This is a genomic window from Streptomyces sp. NPDC058650 (assembly GCF_042717315.1).
GTDB lineage: Bacteria > Actinomycetota > Actinomycetes > Streptomycetales > Streptomycetaceae > Streptomyces.
On sequence record NZ_JBHXRL010000004.1, the window covers coordinates 334,406 to 347,187 of the forward strand.

The 12,782-nt window shown below is 73.5% G+C and carries 12 protein-coding genes; 4 read left to right on the plus strand and 8 right to left on the minus strand.

The genetic code is table 11. The features are described from left to right. Positions 1–121 precede the first annotated feature (121 nt). Positions 122–1,345 carry an MFS transporter gene (locus tag ACFWWU_RS09765; protein WP_384141552.1) on the plus strand — a complete coding sequence of 408 codons (1,224 nt, stop codon included), beginning with the start codon at positions 122–124 and terminating at the stop codon, positions 1,343–1,345. Here the strand turns inward: ACFWWU_RS09765 and ACFWWU_RS09770 are convergent. Further along, complete coding sequence (locus ACFWWU_RS09770; RefSeq protein ID WP_384141555.1) at positions 1,294–2,286, minus strand: GlxA family transcriptional regulator; 993 nt, start codon at positions 2,284–2,286, stop codon at positions 1,294–1,296. The genes ACFWWU_RS09765 and ACFWWU_RS09770 overlap by 52 nt on opposite strands. Before the next feature lie 60 nt (positions 2,287–2,346). On the opposite strand from ACFWWU_RS09770, the gene ACFWWU_RS09775 reads away from it, so the two are divergent. The 3 genes from ACFWWU_RS09775 (at position 2,347) to ACFWWU_RS09785 (ending at position 5,538) form a co-directional block, all read left to right on the plus strand. After that, entirely contained in the window at positions 2,347–3,600 is a 1,254-nt protein-coding gene (locus tag ACFWWU_RS09775; RefSeq protein ID WP_384141895.1) for an MFS transporter, read from the plus strand. Between the two features lie 91 nt (positions 3,601–3,691). Then, entirely contained in the window at positions 3,692–5,014 is a 1,323-nt protein-coding gene (locus tag ACFWWU_RS09780; protein WP_384141558.1) for an MFS transporter, read from the plus strand. A gap of 23 nt (positions 5,015–5,037) precedes the next feature. Then, positions 5,038–5,538, plus strand: coding sequence for a hypothetical protein (locus ACFWWU_RS09785; protein ID WP_384141561.1), 501 nt, complete (start codon positions 5,038–5,040; stop codon positions 5,536–5,538). Here ACFWWU_RS09785 and ACFWWU_RS09790 read toward each other — a convergent pair. The 7 genes from ACFWWU_RS09790 to ACFWWU_RS09820 all read right to left on the minus strand — a co-directional run bounded on the left by ACFWWU_RS09790 (position 5,535) and on the right by ACFWWU_RS09820 (position 12,688). Next, a complete protein-coding gene (locus tag ACFWWU_RS09790; protein ID WP_384141563.1) occupies positions 5,535–6,161 on the minus strand; it encodes a flavin reductase family protein in 627 nt (208 codons plus the stop codon). The two genes, ACFWWU_RS09785 and ACFWWU_RS09790, sit on opposite strands and share 4 nt — an antisense overlap. Before the next feature lie 16 nt (positions 6,162–6,177). Beyond that, positions 6,178–6,897, minus strand: a complete 720-nt coding sequence (locus ACFWWU_RS09795; RefSeq protein WP_384141565.1) for a hypothetical protein — start codon at positions 6,895–6,897, stop codon at positions 6,178–6,180. 291 nt (positions 6,898–7,188) lie between these two features. Further along, positions 7,189–7,980 (minus strand): enoyl-CoA hydratase/isomerase family protein, encoded by a 792-nt coding sequence (locus tag ACFWWU_RS09800; RefSeq protein WP_384141568.1) that lies wholly within the window; start codon positions 7,978–7,980, stop codon positions 7,189–7,191. An 18-nt stretch (positions 7,981–7,998) separates the two neighbouring features. After that, positions 7,999–10,221 (minus strand): acetate--CoA ligase family protein, encoded by a 2,223-nt coding sequence (locus ACFWWU_RS09805; RefSeq protein ID WP_384141571.1) that lies wholly within the window; start codon positions 10,219–10,221, stop codon positions 7,999–8,001. A 179-nt stretch (positions 10,222–10,400) separates the two neighbouring features. After that, positions 10,401–11,570 (minus strand): flavin-containing monooxygenase, encoded by a 1,170-nt coding sequence (locus ACFWWU_RS09810; protein ID WP_384141574.1) that lies wholly within the window; start codon positions 11,568–11,570, stop codon positions 10,401–10,403. Positions 11,571–11,669: 99 nt separating this feature from the next. Further along, the gene (locus ACFWWU_RS09815) at positions 11,670–12,335 is read right to left on the minus strand and encodes an HAAS signaling domain-containing protein (protein WP_384141577.1); all 666 of its coding nucleotides are present in this window, start codon (positions 12,333–12,335) and stop codon (positions 11,670–11,672) included. Next, the gene (locus tag ACFWWU_RS09820) at positions 12,332–12,688 is read right to left on the minus strand and encodes a PadR family transcriptional regulator (RefSeq protein ID WP_384141580.1); all 357 of its coding nucleotides are present in this window, start codon (positions 12,686–12,688) and stop codon (positions 12,332–12,334) included. Before ACFWWU_RS09820 ends, ACFWWU_RS09815 begins: the two co-directional genes overlap by 4 nt. Positions 12,689–12,782 lie beyond the last annotated feature (94 nt).

Genomic DNA, 12,782 nt, shown 5'->3' on the forward strand with positions numbered 1-12,782 from the left:
GTGCTCACCCTCCGAGGCGCCGGGCCGCAGAAGGTGGCGCGGGGGTGCTCACCTTCCGAGGCGCCGGGGCGCCCGTAATTCCCGTGGGTGACAGGACCACCTGAGGGTTACGGTCGTGGCCATGTCCTATCGCGAGCTCGCCACCCGACCCGTCCTCGCCTGGTGCGTCGTCGCCGCAGCCGGGCGGCTGCCCGTCGCCATGGCGCCGCTCGCGCTCGTCTTCCTCGTGCGCGAGCGGCCCGGCGGGTACTCCCTGGGTGCCGCGCTCGCCGCCGCGTACGTCATCGGGGAGATCGTCGCCGCCCCCGTCCTCGGCCTCCGCATGAACGCCGAGCGGGCCCGGCCGCAGCTCGTCGCCGGACTCGCCGTCGGCGCCGCCGGGTTCGCCGGGCTCGGGCTCGCGCCCGACGCGCACCCCGTCGTCCTCGCCGTCCTCGGGCTGCTCGCGGGCGCCGGACCGGCGGCTCTGGCGGGCGGGCTGCGCGCGCTGCTGACGAGCATGGTCCCGGAGCGGGCCGTCACGCAGGCGATGAGCATGGAGTCGATGCTCATCTTCGGCGTGTGGGCGGCCGCCCCCGCGCTCGCCGCCGGTCTCGCGCTCGGCGTCGGCCCCGCCGTACCGCTGCTCCTCATGGCCGTCCTGATGGCGCTCTCGGTGGCCGGGATGTGGCTGCTGCCGGCCGGCTGGGCGGCCGAGCCGCCGGAGAAGGGGGTCTCCGCGCGGCGGGCGCTGCTGCGGGCCTGGCCCGTGTACGTCCTCGGGGCCGCCGGGCTCACCCTCCTCGCGCTCGCCGAACTGATCCTGCCCGCCCTGCTCGAACAGCGCGGGATCGCCATCGGCTGGGCCGGTCCGCTGCTCGCCGGGTTCTCGATCGGCTCGGCGGTCGGCGCGTTCGTCTACGGCCTGCGGGGGCACTGGCCGGGCCCGCTGCTCGTGCAGTCCGTCGTCCTGGTCCTCGCGGTGACCGCGGGAGTCGCCCTCGTCGCGCTGCTGCCCTGGACCCTCGCCATCGGCGTCGTCCTGGTCGCCGCCGGACTCCTCCAGGCGCCTGCCGCGCTCACCCGCAACCTCGCCCTGCGCCGGCTCCTCCCGCCGTCCGCGCTCGCCGCCGGGTACTCGGTCATGTACGCGGCCGTCGGCGCCGGTTACGCCGCCAGCGGCGCCCTCGCGGGCGGGCTGCTCAAGGTGGTGGCCCCGTCGACCGCGATCCTCTACGGCGTCGGTCTGACCGTGCTGCTCGTGGCGATCGGCACGGTGGGGGAGCGGCGGCTGACCCGCCGGACCCGGGAGTCTCATGAGGAGGAACCCGTCGTGGACGCGGCGGAGCGGAAGGTCCGCCGGTAGGCCGTCGGGGTCACCCCGATCGCGCTCATCAGGTGCACGCGCAGCGACTGGGACGTGCCGAAGCCGGCGTCCTGCGCGACCCGGTCGACGGGCAGACCGGTGGACTCCAGGAGGTGCCGGGCACGCTCGACGCGCTGTTGCGTGAGCCACTGCCCGGGGCTGATCCCGACCTCGTCGCGGAAGCGGCGGGTGAACGTCCGCACGCTCATCGCCTCCTTCCCCGCCAGGTCCCGCAGCTGGATCGGCTCGTGGAGGTGGGCGAGCGCCCACGCCCTGGCCGTGGTCGTGGTGTGGGTGCCCGCCTCGGGGAGGGGCCGCTCGATGTACTGGGCCTGGCCGCCGTCCCGGTGGGGCGGTACGACGGTCCTGCGGGCGACGTCGTTGGCGACGGCCGTGCCGTGGTCGCGGCGCACGATGTGCAGGCACAGGTCGATCCCGGCGGCCACGCCCGCCGACGTGAGGACGTCGCCGTCGTCGACGAAGAGGACGTCGGCGTCGACCCGCACGCTCGGGAAGAGCCGCTGGAAGTGCGCGGCGGAGGACCAGTGGGTGGTGGCCGGGCGCCCGTCGAGGAACCCGGCCGCGGCGAGCACGTACCCACCGGTGCAGATGGAGACGAGCCGCGTGCCGGGGCGGATGTGCGCGAGGGCGGCGGCGAGTTCCGGGGTGAGCCTGCCCTCGTCGTAGACCGGTCCGAGCTCGTACGAGGCGGGGACGACGACCGTGTCGGCGGTGGCGAGGATCTCGGGGCCGTGTTCCACGTGGACGAAGAAGTCGGCGTCGGTGGGGACGGGGCCCGCGACCGGGGCGCAGGTGACGATCTCGTACAGCAGCGTGCCCTCCGCGTCCCGGGCGCGGCCGAAGATGCGGTGCGGTATGCCGAGTTCGAAGGGGAGGAGTCCGGGCAGGGCGAGGACGGCGACGCGGTGCGGGGACGGCACGGCGGGGCTCCCTTCGGGGGAAAATCAGTGGTGGTCCAGACCAGTTGCTGGTACTTCTTCGTGTCCGTGACGGACAACACGTACAAGTCTGAGGCCGCCGAACGGATTCCCGTACCGGCCGGGCCGCCCGCACTGTGGAACCGTAACTTCCGGCTCTTCTTCGTCGCCCGCGCGGTCGCCGTCTTCGGTGAGGGCATGGTCCCGGTCGCCTACGCCGCCGGACTCCTCGGCGCCGGCCACCCCGGCTCCACGGTCGGCTTCGCGCTCGGCGGCTGGACCGCAGCCTTCGCGCTCTTCGTGCTCTTCGGCGGCGTCCTCGCCGACCGGTTCACCGCCCGCCGCATGATGATCCTCGCGGACCTGCTCCGCCTCCCCGGCGCCGCCGTCCTCGCCGTCTCCTTCACCCTCGGCAGCCCACCGCTGTGGGCGGTCTACGGCCTCTCCGTCCTCAGCGGCATGGGCGCCGCCCTCTTCCAGCCCGGCGTCGCCTCCACGATCCCGCGCATCGCCCCCGACGTGCAGCGCGCCAACGCCGTCCTGCGGGTCGTCGAGGCCCTCATGGTCATGGCGGGACCGGCCGCGGCGGGCCTGCTCGTCGCCGCGTGGAACGCGGGCGCCGCCTTCGCGCTCAACGGCGCGACGTTCGCCGTCAGCGCCCTCTGTCTCGCCCTCATGCGGCTCGTCCCCATCCCGTCCGACACCGCCCGCCGCGACTCCCTCGGCGCCGAACTCGTCGGCGGCTGGCGCGAGTTCCGTTCCCGCAGTTGGCTGTGGGGGGTCATCTCCATCTGGACGGTGTACGGGTTGACCGTCGCGGGCCCGATGGTGCCGCTCACCGCGAGCCTCGTCACCGGGGAGCACGGCTCCGCCACGTACGGCGTGCTCATGGCGATCAACGGCGCGGGCAGCGCCGTCGGCGGCCTCCTCGCCCTCCGGCTGCGGCCCCGCCGCCCCCTCGCGGCGGGCGCGGTGGCCCTCCTCGGCCTGCCCGTGAACCTCTTCCTGCTCGGTACGGGCGCCCCGGTGGCGGTGCTCGGCGCGGGCCAGTTCATCGGCGGGGCGGCCTTCGCGTTCTGGCTGGTCATGTGGTCCACCGCCGTCCAGACCCACGTCCCGCAGGAGGCCCTCAACCGGATGCACGCGTACGACGTGGCCGGCTCGCTCCTCATGATGGGCGTCGGGCGCACCCTGTCGGGCCCGGTGGCGGCGGCCGTCGGCACGGAGGAGGTGCTGCTCGCGGGGGCGGGGATCGCGGTGCTCGTGGTGGGGGCGCTGCTCGTCGTACGGCCGATCAGGACGCTGCCACGGGTGTAGGCCCGCGTGAGTGCCTGATGTCCCGATCCTTTGGAAAGGTGTCATTCAGGCCAATGGTGGGGGCGGGGGCGCGGACGGGATGCTCTGTGGCATGGCCCAGACAACCGAGAGCGCCGCTTCCGCGCCCCCGCCCGCGACCGCGCCCCCCACGCGCCGCCGCACGCCCCGCGTCCACCGTGCCTGGTTCGTCGCGGCGGTCACCTTCGTCACGATCATCGGAGCGGCGGCCTTCGCCTCCCTGCCGGGCCTGCTGATCGAGCCGCTGCACCAGGAGTTCGACTGGTCGCGCGGCACGATCGGCTTCGCCGTCTCGGTCAACCTCGCCCTCTACGGGCTCACGGCCCCGTTCGCCGCCGCGCTCATGGACCGCTTCGGCATCCGCCGGGTCGTCGCCGTCGCGCTGACGATCATCTCCGTCGGCTCGCTCCTCACCGTGTGGATGACGGCCGCCTGGCAGCTCGTCCTCTTCTGGGGCGTGCTCGTCGGCCTCGGCAGCGGCTCGATGGCGCTCGCGTTCGCCGCGACCGTCACCAACCGCTGGTTCGTCGCCCGCCGCGGCCTGGTCACCGGCATCCTCACCGCCGCCGGCGCCTCCGGACAGCTCGTCTTCCTCCCCCTCCTCTCCTGGCTGGTCGAGCACCACGGCTGGCGCCCCGCCGCGGTCACCGTGTCGCTCGCCGCCCTCGCGGTCGTCCCCTTCGTCTGGCTGCTGCTCCGCGACCACCCGGCCGACACGGGCCTCGCCCCGTACGGCGGGGAGTACGCCGAGAAGCCCGCCCCCGTCTCCGGCGCCGCGCGCCGGGCCGTCACCGTCCTCCTCAAGGCGGCCCGCACGGGCCCCTTCTGGCTGCTCGCCGGCACCTTCGCGATCTGCGGCGCCTCCACGAACGGCCTGGTCAAGACCCACTTCGTGCCCGCCGCCCACGACCACGGGATGCCCGTCACGGCGGCCGCAGGACTGCTCGCGGTCATCGGCGTCTTCGACGTCGTCGGCACGATCGCCTCGGGCTGGTTCACCGACCGCTTCGAGGCCCGCCGCCTGCTCGCCGTCTACTACGCGCTGCGCGGGATCTCGCTGCTCTTCCTGCCGGTGCTGCTCGCGCCCACCGTGCACCCGCCGATGCTGTTCTTCATCGTCTTCTACGGTCTGGACTGGGTGGCCACGGTCCCGCCGACGATCGCGCTCTGCCGCGAGCACTACGGCGGGGACTCGGCGATCGTCTTCGGCTGGGTCCTCGCCTCCCACCAGGTCGGCGCGGCCGTCGTCGCCTTCGCGGGCGGTGTCGCCCGGGACGTCTTCGGCACGTACGACCTCGTCTGGTACGCGTCGGGCGCGCTCTGCGCGGCGGCGGCGCTGATGGCCCTGGTCATCCGCCGACCCCGGACGGTGACGGCGTCCCTGGCGGGAGCATGATGACCGCCGGGGGGTGATCGCACATGAGCGGTCCTGAACTGGGGCGTACGTACGCGCGGATGCTGCGCGTCTCGACACTGGCGCTGTTGCTGGAGGCCGGGGTGGGCCTGGCGGTGCTGATGACGGTGGGCCTGTCGATGGAGCCGGATCCCGGAGAGGACACCGCCGGAGGCGGTCTGTTCCTGCTGGCGCTCCCGTTCATCGCGGTGTTCGGCGTACTGGCGGCGTTCGCGGTCTCCGCCGTACTCGTCCTGCCCGTGGTGCTCCTCGGCGAGGACCTGGGGCGCAAGTTCGGCGGCCGCCCGGCCTGGTGGCAGCTGGGCCTTTCAGCCCTCGCCGGAGCCATCCTGGCGCCGCTCGCCGGCGTGTGGGGATGGCTCGTGGGCTGGGCGTTCCTGGCGGCGGCGGCGCTGCTCACCCGGCCGGCGAGGCAGGGGTACTTCGTCTCCCTGCTTCTGTGGGGCACGCTCGCCATGGTGAGCGTCTTCATGGTGGGCGGGATCGTCCTGTACGTGAATGACTAAGAGCTGAACCGCCCGAACCGCCCCCGATGGAACAGCAGCGGAGCCCCGTCCCCGTCCCCGCCCCCATCCTCCGCCGCGCCGAGGGAGTCGACCCGACCGACCACGATCAGATGGTCGCCGCCGGTGTGGACGGCGGTGATCGTGCAGTCGATCCAGGCGGGCGAGCCGGCGAGGCGCGGCGACCCGGTAGCCGGCGCCGGCTCCCACTCCACCCCCGCGAACTTGTCGGCCCCGCTGACCGCGAACGACCGGCAGAGCGGGCCCTGTCCGGCCCCGAGGATGTTGACGCAGAAGGTGCCCGCGTCCGCGATCCGGGGCCAGGTCGTCGACGCACGGGCGACCATGAAGGCGACCAGGGGCGGGTCGAGGGAGAGCGAGGCGAAGGACTGGCAGGCGAAGCCCGCCGGACCGTCGGCGTCGAGGGCCGTGACGATCGTGACCCCGCTCGCGAAGTGACCGAGGACGCGGCGGAATTCGGCCGGGTCGACGGGCGGTCGCTCGTCTTCCCGTACCGCGCGCAGTACCGGCCGTGGCAGTGGTTCGACGGCCGTGGGCGAACCGGCCGCTCTCAGGTGTCGGACGGCGGTGGCCGCCATCCCGGCGTGTCCCATCACACCACCCATTGAAACTGACGGTTCGTCAGATGGGAAGCCCTGGGAGCGGGGAAGCCCCCGGGGCGGCAGACGGGAAGCCCCCGGGGTGACGGTCGTCCGCCGCCCCGGGGGCTTCCTTCGTACCGCGCGCGAGGATCAGCCGACGACCGCCGAGGTCGCCCGGGTCCACGCGACCGCAGCCGTCGCTGCGGTCCTCGTAGGCGGGGCAGATGCGCTTGCCGGTGTCGTCGGTGACCCAGAAGGTCGGTTCGTAGCCGCCGAGCTGGGCGTCGACGGTGATCCGCTCACCAGGGGAGGCGCTGAAGGAGCGGCAGACGACGCCCGTCCGGCTGTACCCCTGCCCGGTCGCCGGGGCCGAGTCGTAGCCCGTGCCGGGCACGGCCGGACAGCCGGGAGCGGCCGTCAGCGGGACCAGAGAGACGAGGCCTTCCCTGGCCGACCCGCTGCTGTTGTGGAGCTTGAGCGTGTACGTCCCGGCGGCGAGCTCGCACCAGCTGTACCGGTAGGTGAAGTACTTGCAGTCGACCCAGGTCTCACCCGAGTACAGCGACGTACTTACCTGGTCGTCGGCGGTGAGCAGACGGTACTGACCCTGGTTCTCCACGGTTACCGTGAAGCAGCTGGTGCCGTCCTCGTCCACCGTGAAGGCGCCCCTCGCGTCGGCAGGCGCTCCGAGCGGGGTGAACGGCAGGTCGGGACAGGACGGGCCGGTGGGCGTGGGCTCCTCGGACGGCGTCGGGTCCACGGAAGGCGTGGGTACGGGCTCGTCCGTGGGCGTCGCGTCCACGGACGGCGTGGGCACCGGATCGGTCGCCGCGGAGGCCGGCGGCGTGGGCGTCGCCGCCAGGGCCGTACTCGCGGGGATCGCGGATCCCAGAAGGGCCGTCAGCAGGGCAGGGACCAGAAGGAGTGATCTTCCGGATCTTCGGGATCTTTTGCGCGAGCGCGCGGAGTTGGGCATTCCGTTCCCCCCCCCGGAGCGGCAGTGTGTGGCGTAGGCGCGACACACCATAGGGCCCCGGTACGACAGCCTCCGCTACCGCCCCTCGTACCGTGCCCCCCTCCGCTCCACGAAGCTCGCCACCCCCTCCTGCGCGTCCCGTGTCGTCATGTTCAGCTCCTGGGCCGTCGCCTCCGCCGCGAAGGCGGTCGCGCGGTCCGAGTCCAGGGACGCGTTGACCAGCTGCTTCGTCAGGGCGAGGGCCCGCGTCGGGCCCTGGGCGAGGCGTTCGGCCCATTCCCGGGCCGTCTTCTCCAGGTCCTCCGCCGGGACGACCCGGTTCACCAGGCCCAGCTCCTTCGCCTCCGCCGCCGGCACCGCGTCGCCGAAGAACATCAGCTCCTTCGCCCGCTGCGGCCCGATCAGCCGGGGGAGGAGATACGCCCCGCCGCCGTCCGGGACGAGTCCCCGGCGTACGAACACCTCGATGAAGCGCGCCGAGTCCGCCGCGAGCACCAGGTCGCAGGCGAACGCGAGGTGCGCTCCGATCCCGGCCGCCGTGCCGTTCACCGCCGCGATCACCGGCTTCTCGCAGTCCATGACCGCTCCGATGAACCGCTGCGCGCCCAGCCGGATCATCCGGGCCACGTCCCCCGCCACCCGGTCCGCCCCGGACGACGGAGCCCCCCGCAGGTCCGCGCCCGCGCAGAAGCCCCGGCCCGTCGCCGTGACGACCACCGCCCGGACGTCCGGGTCGGCGGAGGCCTCGCCGAGCAGGGCGATGATCCGCTCCCGCTGGTCCCAGGTGACCGCGTTCATCGCCTCGGGGCGGTTGAGCGTGATCCATGAGACGCCGTTCTCGACGGCGTGGAGGAGGTCGTCCGTCACCCAAGTGCTCCTATTCGACTAGCGGCAGACCGCGAGCGCGTCCAGGGCCACCGCCCCCTGCCCGCGCGGCAGCACCATCAGCGGGTTGATGTCCAGTTCGGCGAGGTCGCCGTCGAGTTCGAGGGCCATCCGCTGCACCCGCAGCACGACCTCGACGAGCGCGTCGACGTCGGCCGGCGGGGCGCCCCGTACGCCCTCCAGGAGCGCCCGGCCGCGCAGCTCGGCGAGCATGGAGCGCGCCTCGTGCTCGCCGAACGGCGGGACGCGGACGGCCGTGTCGTTCAGGACCTCGACCAGGACCCCGCCGAGGCCGACGGTGACGGTCGGGCCGAAGAGGTCGTCGCGGGTCACGCCCACCACCATCTCGACCCCGCGGCCGACCATCTGGCAGACGAGGATGCCGTCGAGGTCGATCGACTCGTACCGGGCGATGTCGGTGAGCTCGCGGTACGCGTCCCGTACCTGGCTGGCCGAGGTCAGGCCGACCTTCACCAGGCCCAGCTCCGTCTTGTGGGCGAGCTGCGCGCCGGACGCCTTCATCACGACCGGGTAGCCGACGAGCCCCGCGGCCCGGACGGCCGCCGCCGCGCTCGTGACGAGCTGTTCGCGCGGCACCCGTATCCCGTACGCCCGCAGCAGCTGCTTCGCCCCGTGCTCGCTGAGCCGCCGGCCGGGCCGCATGAGGGCCTGGGCCTTGCGGAGGGAGGGGGAGGGGGTGCGGGGGGCCTCGTCGAGGGGGGAGCGGTAGCCGGTGGTGAAGCGGTGGTGGTCGAGGTAGGCCTTCACGGCCCCGATGCAGTTGCCGAAGGTACGGAACGTAGCGAGGCGCGAGGAGCCGAGGAGCGTCGTGCGGTACGCGTCCTCCGTTCCCACCGGCGAGCCCCAGATCACGCACACCAGTTTGTCCGTCGCCTCGGCGGCGTCGACCAGGTCCTGCGCGAGCTTGTCGCTCATGGGCGGGAAGGGGCCGGTGATGGGACAGATGAGGACGCCGACGGAGGGGTCGGCGAGGATCGCGTCGATGATCTTCCGGCCGCGCCAGTCGCCCACCGGGTGCCCGCCGTTGTCGACGGGGTTGGAGACGCTCAGGTACTCCGGGATCCACTGGTGCAGTTCGTCCTGCTTGGCCTGGGGGAGGGTGGGGAGTTCGAGTCCCGCCGCCGTGGCCAGGTCGGCGAAGTGGGCTCCCGTACCGCCGGAGATCGAGTAGACGACGACACCGTCGGCCTTCGGCCTGCGGGCGCGGGCGAGCAGCGTCGCGGTGTCCTGGAGCTGGTCGAGCCCGTCGACCCGGATCACCCCGTACTGCCGCATGGCCGCGTCGACGACCTGGTCGGCGCCGGTGAGCTTGCCGGTGTGGGAGGCGGCGGTCCGCGCCCCGGTCTCGGTGCGGCCGACCTTCACGGCGACGACGGGGACGCCCTCGCGCGCGGCCCGGTCGGCGGCGAGCAGGAAGGAACGGCCGTCCTTGAGCCCCTCGACGTAGCAGGCGATGGCCCCCACCTCGGGCAGTCCGGCGAAGTACGAGATGAAGTCGGAGGTCTCCAGGTCGGCTTCGTTGCCCGTGGGGGCCCAGTGGGAGAGCCGGACGCCCAGCTCCTGGAGGGTGAAGACGGGCCGTCCCTGGTGGCCGGACTGGGTGATGAGGGCGACGGCGGGGCCTTCGAGATCGTCGCGGAAGCGCTCGAAGGCGTTGAGGTTGGTGTTGGGGCCGAGGAGCCGGAGCCCCGAGCGGCGTACGGCGGCGGCGAGCCGTTCCTGCGCGGCGGCGCCCGCCTCGCCGGTCTCGGCGAAGCCGGAGGCGAAGGCGACCGCGAACTTCACCTTCGTGTCGGCGAGTTCCTCGATGACGGGGAGTGGGTCGGCGACGAGGAGGACGGCGAGGTCGACGGGATCGGTGAGCGCGCCGACGGAGGGGACGCAGTCGATCCCGAAGACGCTCGTACGGGTCGGGTGCACGGGCACGAGCCGGGCGCCGACCCGCTCGGCCCAGGCGAGCAGCTGCCGGGTGATCCCGGTGTTGGGACGGCCCTCGGCATCGGAGGCGCCGACGACGGCGACGGACCCGGGCCGGAAGAACCGGTCGAGGTCGGGCACGGGCGCGTGCAGCGGGCGCCCGCTGACGTCCCGGTCGCCGGGGGCGACGGTGACGCCGTGTACGACGGCGGTCGGCGTCTCCCCGCAGGCGACCACGCGGGCGCGGAGATCGGTGGTGAAGGTGCCGTGAGTCGATCCAAGCATCGTTCCGCTCCACCTTCCGCCCATGACTACTGACCTGACGCTTAGTCAGATTACAGAACTGACGGCCAGTCAGGAATGGGTGTGCAGGGAGCAGTACCGACGAGTACGGACGGAAGGGCCGCCGACACCCCCCGAGGATCCTCCGTCAGGGAGGGGGCGCGGCGCCGTGACCGCCCACGTCACCCGCGGCCCGCGCGCCCGTCCGAGCGCGCGATCCGTCGCGCGATCCTCTCCGCGTCGAGCGCCAGCTCGCGGAACATGCCGCTGATCGGATTCGTGAACCCCGTGAAGTACAGGCCCGGCGCCTCGCGCGGGCAGCGCGCCCCGTGCGTCACCGGCCGCCCGTGCTCGTCGAGCACGCCGTCCAGGTGTCCGAGGAGCGGTTCCAGGGCGCTCCGGTAGCCGGTCGCCGCGATCACCGCGTCCGGGGCGATCCGGGTGCCGTCCGCGAGGAGCACCTCGCCGCCCTCGAAGGCGTCGACGGCGGCCACGACCTCGACCTTTCCGGACCGTACGGCGTCGATCAGGCCCACGTCCTGCACCGGGACCGCGCCCTCCCGCTGCCGGGTGGCGAGGCCCTTCTCCGGCCGGGGCAGCCCGTACGCCGTCAGGTTCGGCAGGAAGCAGCGGCCCATCACCTCGCCCATCCGGTCGACCACGGCCACCGGCAGGCGCCGCACCAGGATGCCGCTGCGCTGGGCGGGCCAGCCGGCCGTCGTGCGCCGCACGATGTGCGGGACGGTCCGCACCGCGAGGCGTACGCGCCCGGCGCCGCCCTCGGCGAGGTCGGCGGCGATCTCGGCCCCGGTGTTCCCGGCGCCGACGACGAGGACGTCCTTGCCCTCGTACGGACCGGGGTTGCGGTAGGCGCGGGCGTGGCTCAGTTCGCCCTCGTACGTGTCGCGGCCCGGCCACTCCGGCAGGCGCGGGGTGTGGTTGTACCCGGTGGCCACGACCACCGCGCGCCCGGTGAGCCGCCGGCCGCCGGTCGCGTGCAGGAGCCACTCCTCGCCCGCCCGCTCGATACGGAAGACCTCGACGCCCGTCACGATCTCCAGCTCGTGCTTCTCCGCGTACTTCTCCAGGTACCGCACCACGTCCGCGCGGGCGACCCAGCGGCCGAAGGCGCGGGGTATCCGCAGGCCGGGGAGGGCGGAGAGGCGCCGGGTGGTGTGGAGCCGCAGCCGGTCGTAGTGGGCCCGCCAGGAGGCGCCGACGGCGTCGGACTTCTCCAGGACGACGGCCCGGACGCCGCGCTCGCGCAGGGAGGCGGCGACGGCGAGCCCGCCGGGGCCGCCGCCGATGACGTACACCGGGTGAGCGGAGGATTGCTGGGGGGTGGTGACCATGACTGCTGAGCGTAATGACGTGTACACGCAGTGGGTCTCGACGGGGGTGGATTTCGGTTGCGAATCGGTCACGCGCGGGGCCGGTTCGGCGTCACGCGGTCAGGAGGGTGAGGCCGTGGGTTCGGTGGGGGCGTCGGTGGGCGGTGTGGTCGGGCTGGTCGGCGCGGGCTGGGTGTCGAACGTCCGGGTCCCGGGGTCGGTCGGCGTCGGCTCGTACGTCCGGGTCTCGGGGTCGGTCGGCGTCGGCTCGAACGTCGGGGGGGCCGATGGGGCGGGTCCCACGAACCCGGGGTGCTCCTCGCCGGCGGACATGGCGAAGCCGAGGAACAGCGCGCCGAAGGCGAGTACGGCCGCTCCCGCCCCGATCGCGGCGATCATCGGCCCGCGCCGCCGCGAGGGCGCGGGAGGTGCCGGGGGCGCGGGCGGAGCGCCCGCGGGAGGCGCGGGGGGAACCGGGGCCGCGGGAGGCGCCGGCGCAACCGGAGGTACGGCCGCGTCCGGCACGGCCGTCCCGACCACCGGCGTCGACCCCGTCGACCTCGGCCCACCCAGCTCCGCCGCCACGATGTCCGCCGGCGGCCCGAGCCGCTCCAGTACGGCCCGGACCGCCTCCGCGTGCTTCGCGTCGGCCTGCTCCAGGCCGGCGTCGATGTGCTCGACGATCTCCTGCCGGAGCTCCTCCCGCCGGTCGGCGGGGAGGAAGACGGCCGCGTTGTCCAAGCGACGCAGGTACTCGTCCACGAGCTGGTCTCGCCTCGGGGTCATCCGTGGCTCCCTTCACTGCTCAGCAGGTTGTCGACGGTGGTCTTGAAGGTCCCCCACTCGGTGGAGAACTCGTCGAGCGCCGCACGTCCGGTCGACGTCAGCGTGTAGTAGCGGCGGGGCGGGCCCGCGTCGGACTCGCGCCAGACGGTGTCGACCCAGCCTTCCTTCCGGAGCCGCGAGAGCAGCGGGTAGATGGTGCCCTCGCTGGTCTCCATCCCGTGGGCGTCGCACAGCTCCCGTACGAGGTCGAAGGCGTACCGCTCGCCGTCGCGCAGCAGCGCCAGAACGCAGAACTGAAGGATGCCTCGACGGAGTTGGCTCACTCCTGAACGTGATCCACTCGGCAGTACCATGTGTCGCAAGGTACCTGCCGGAGAATGGATCCCGCAAGCGTGCCCCCTTCTGGCGCCCGCCTCTTGCGCTCCGTACGCGCCCTGCGCTGAACTG

Bases quoted from the DNA above. Each gene is read 5' to 3' on its own strand.
- ACFWWU_RS09810 (WP_384141574.1), bottom strand. From the start codon at position 11,570: ATGGTCACCACCCCCCAGCAATCCTCCGCTCACCCGGTGTACGTCATC.
- ACFWWU_RS09785 (WP_384141561.1), top strand. From the start codon at position 5,038: ATGAGCGGTCCTGAACTGGGGCGTACGTACGCGCGGATGCTGCGCGTC.
- ACFWWU_RS09805 (WP_384141571.1), bottom strand. From the start codon at position 10,221: ATGCTTGGATCGACTCACGGCACCTTCACCACCGATCTCCGCGCCCGC.
- ACFWWU_RS09815 (WP_384141577.1), bottom strand. From the start codon at position 12,335: ATGACCCCGAGGCGAGACCAGCTCGTGGACGAGTACCTGCGTCGCTTG.
- ACFWWU_RS09765 (WP_384141552.1), top strand. From the start codon at position 122: ATGTCCTATCGCGAGCTCGCCACCCGACCCGTCCTCGCCTGGTGCGTC.
- ACFWWU_RS09820 (WP_384141580.1), bottom strand. From the start codon at position 12,688: ATGGTACTGCCGAGTGGATCACGTTCAGGAGTGAGCCAACTCCGTCGA.
- ACFWWU_RS09790 (WP_384141563.1), bottom strand. From the start codon at position 6,161: ATGGGTGGTGTGATGGGACACGCCGGGATGGCGGCCACCGCCGTCCGA.
- ACFWWU_RS09780 (WP_384141558.1), top strand. From the start codon at position 3,692: ATGGCCCAGACAACCGAGAGCGCCGCTTCCGCGCCCCCGCCCGCGACC.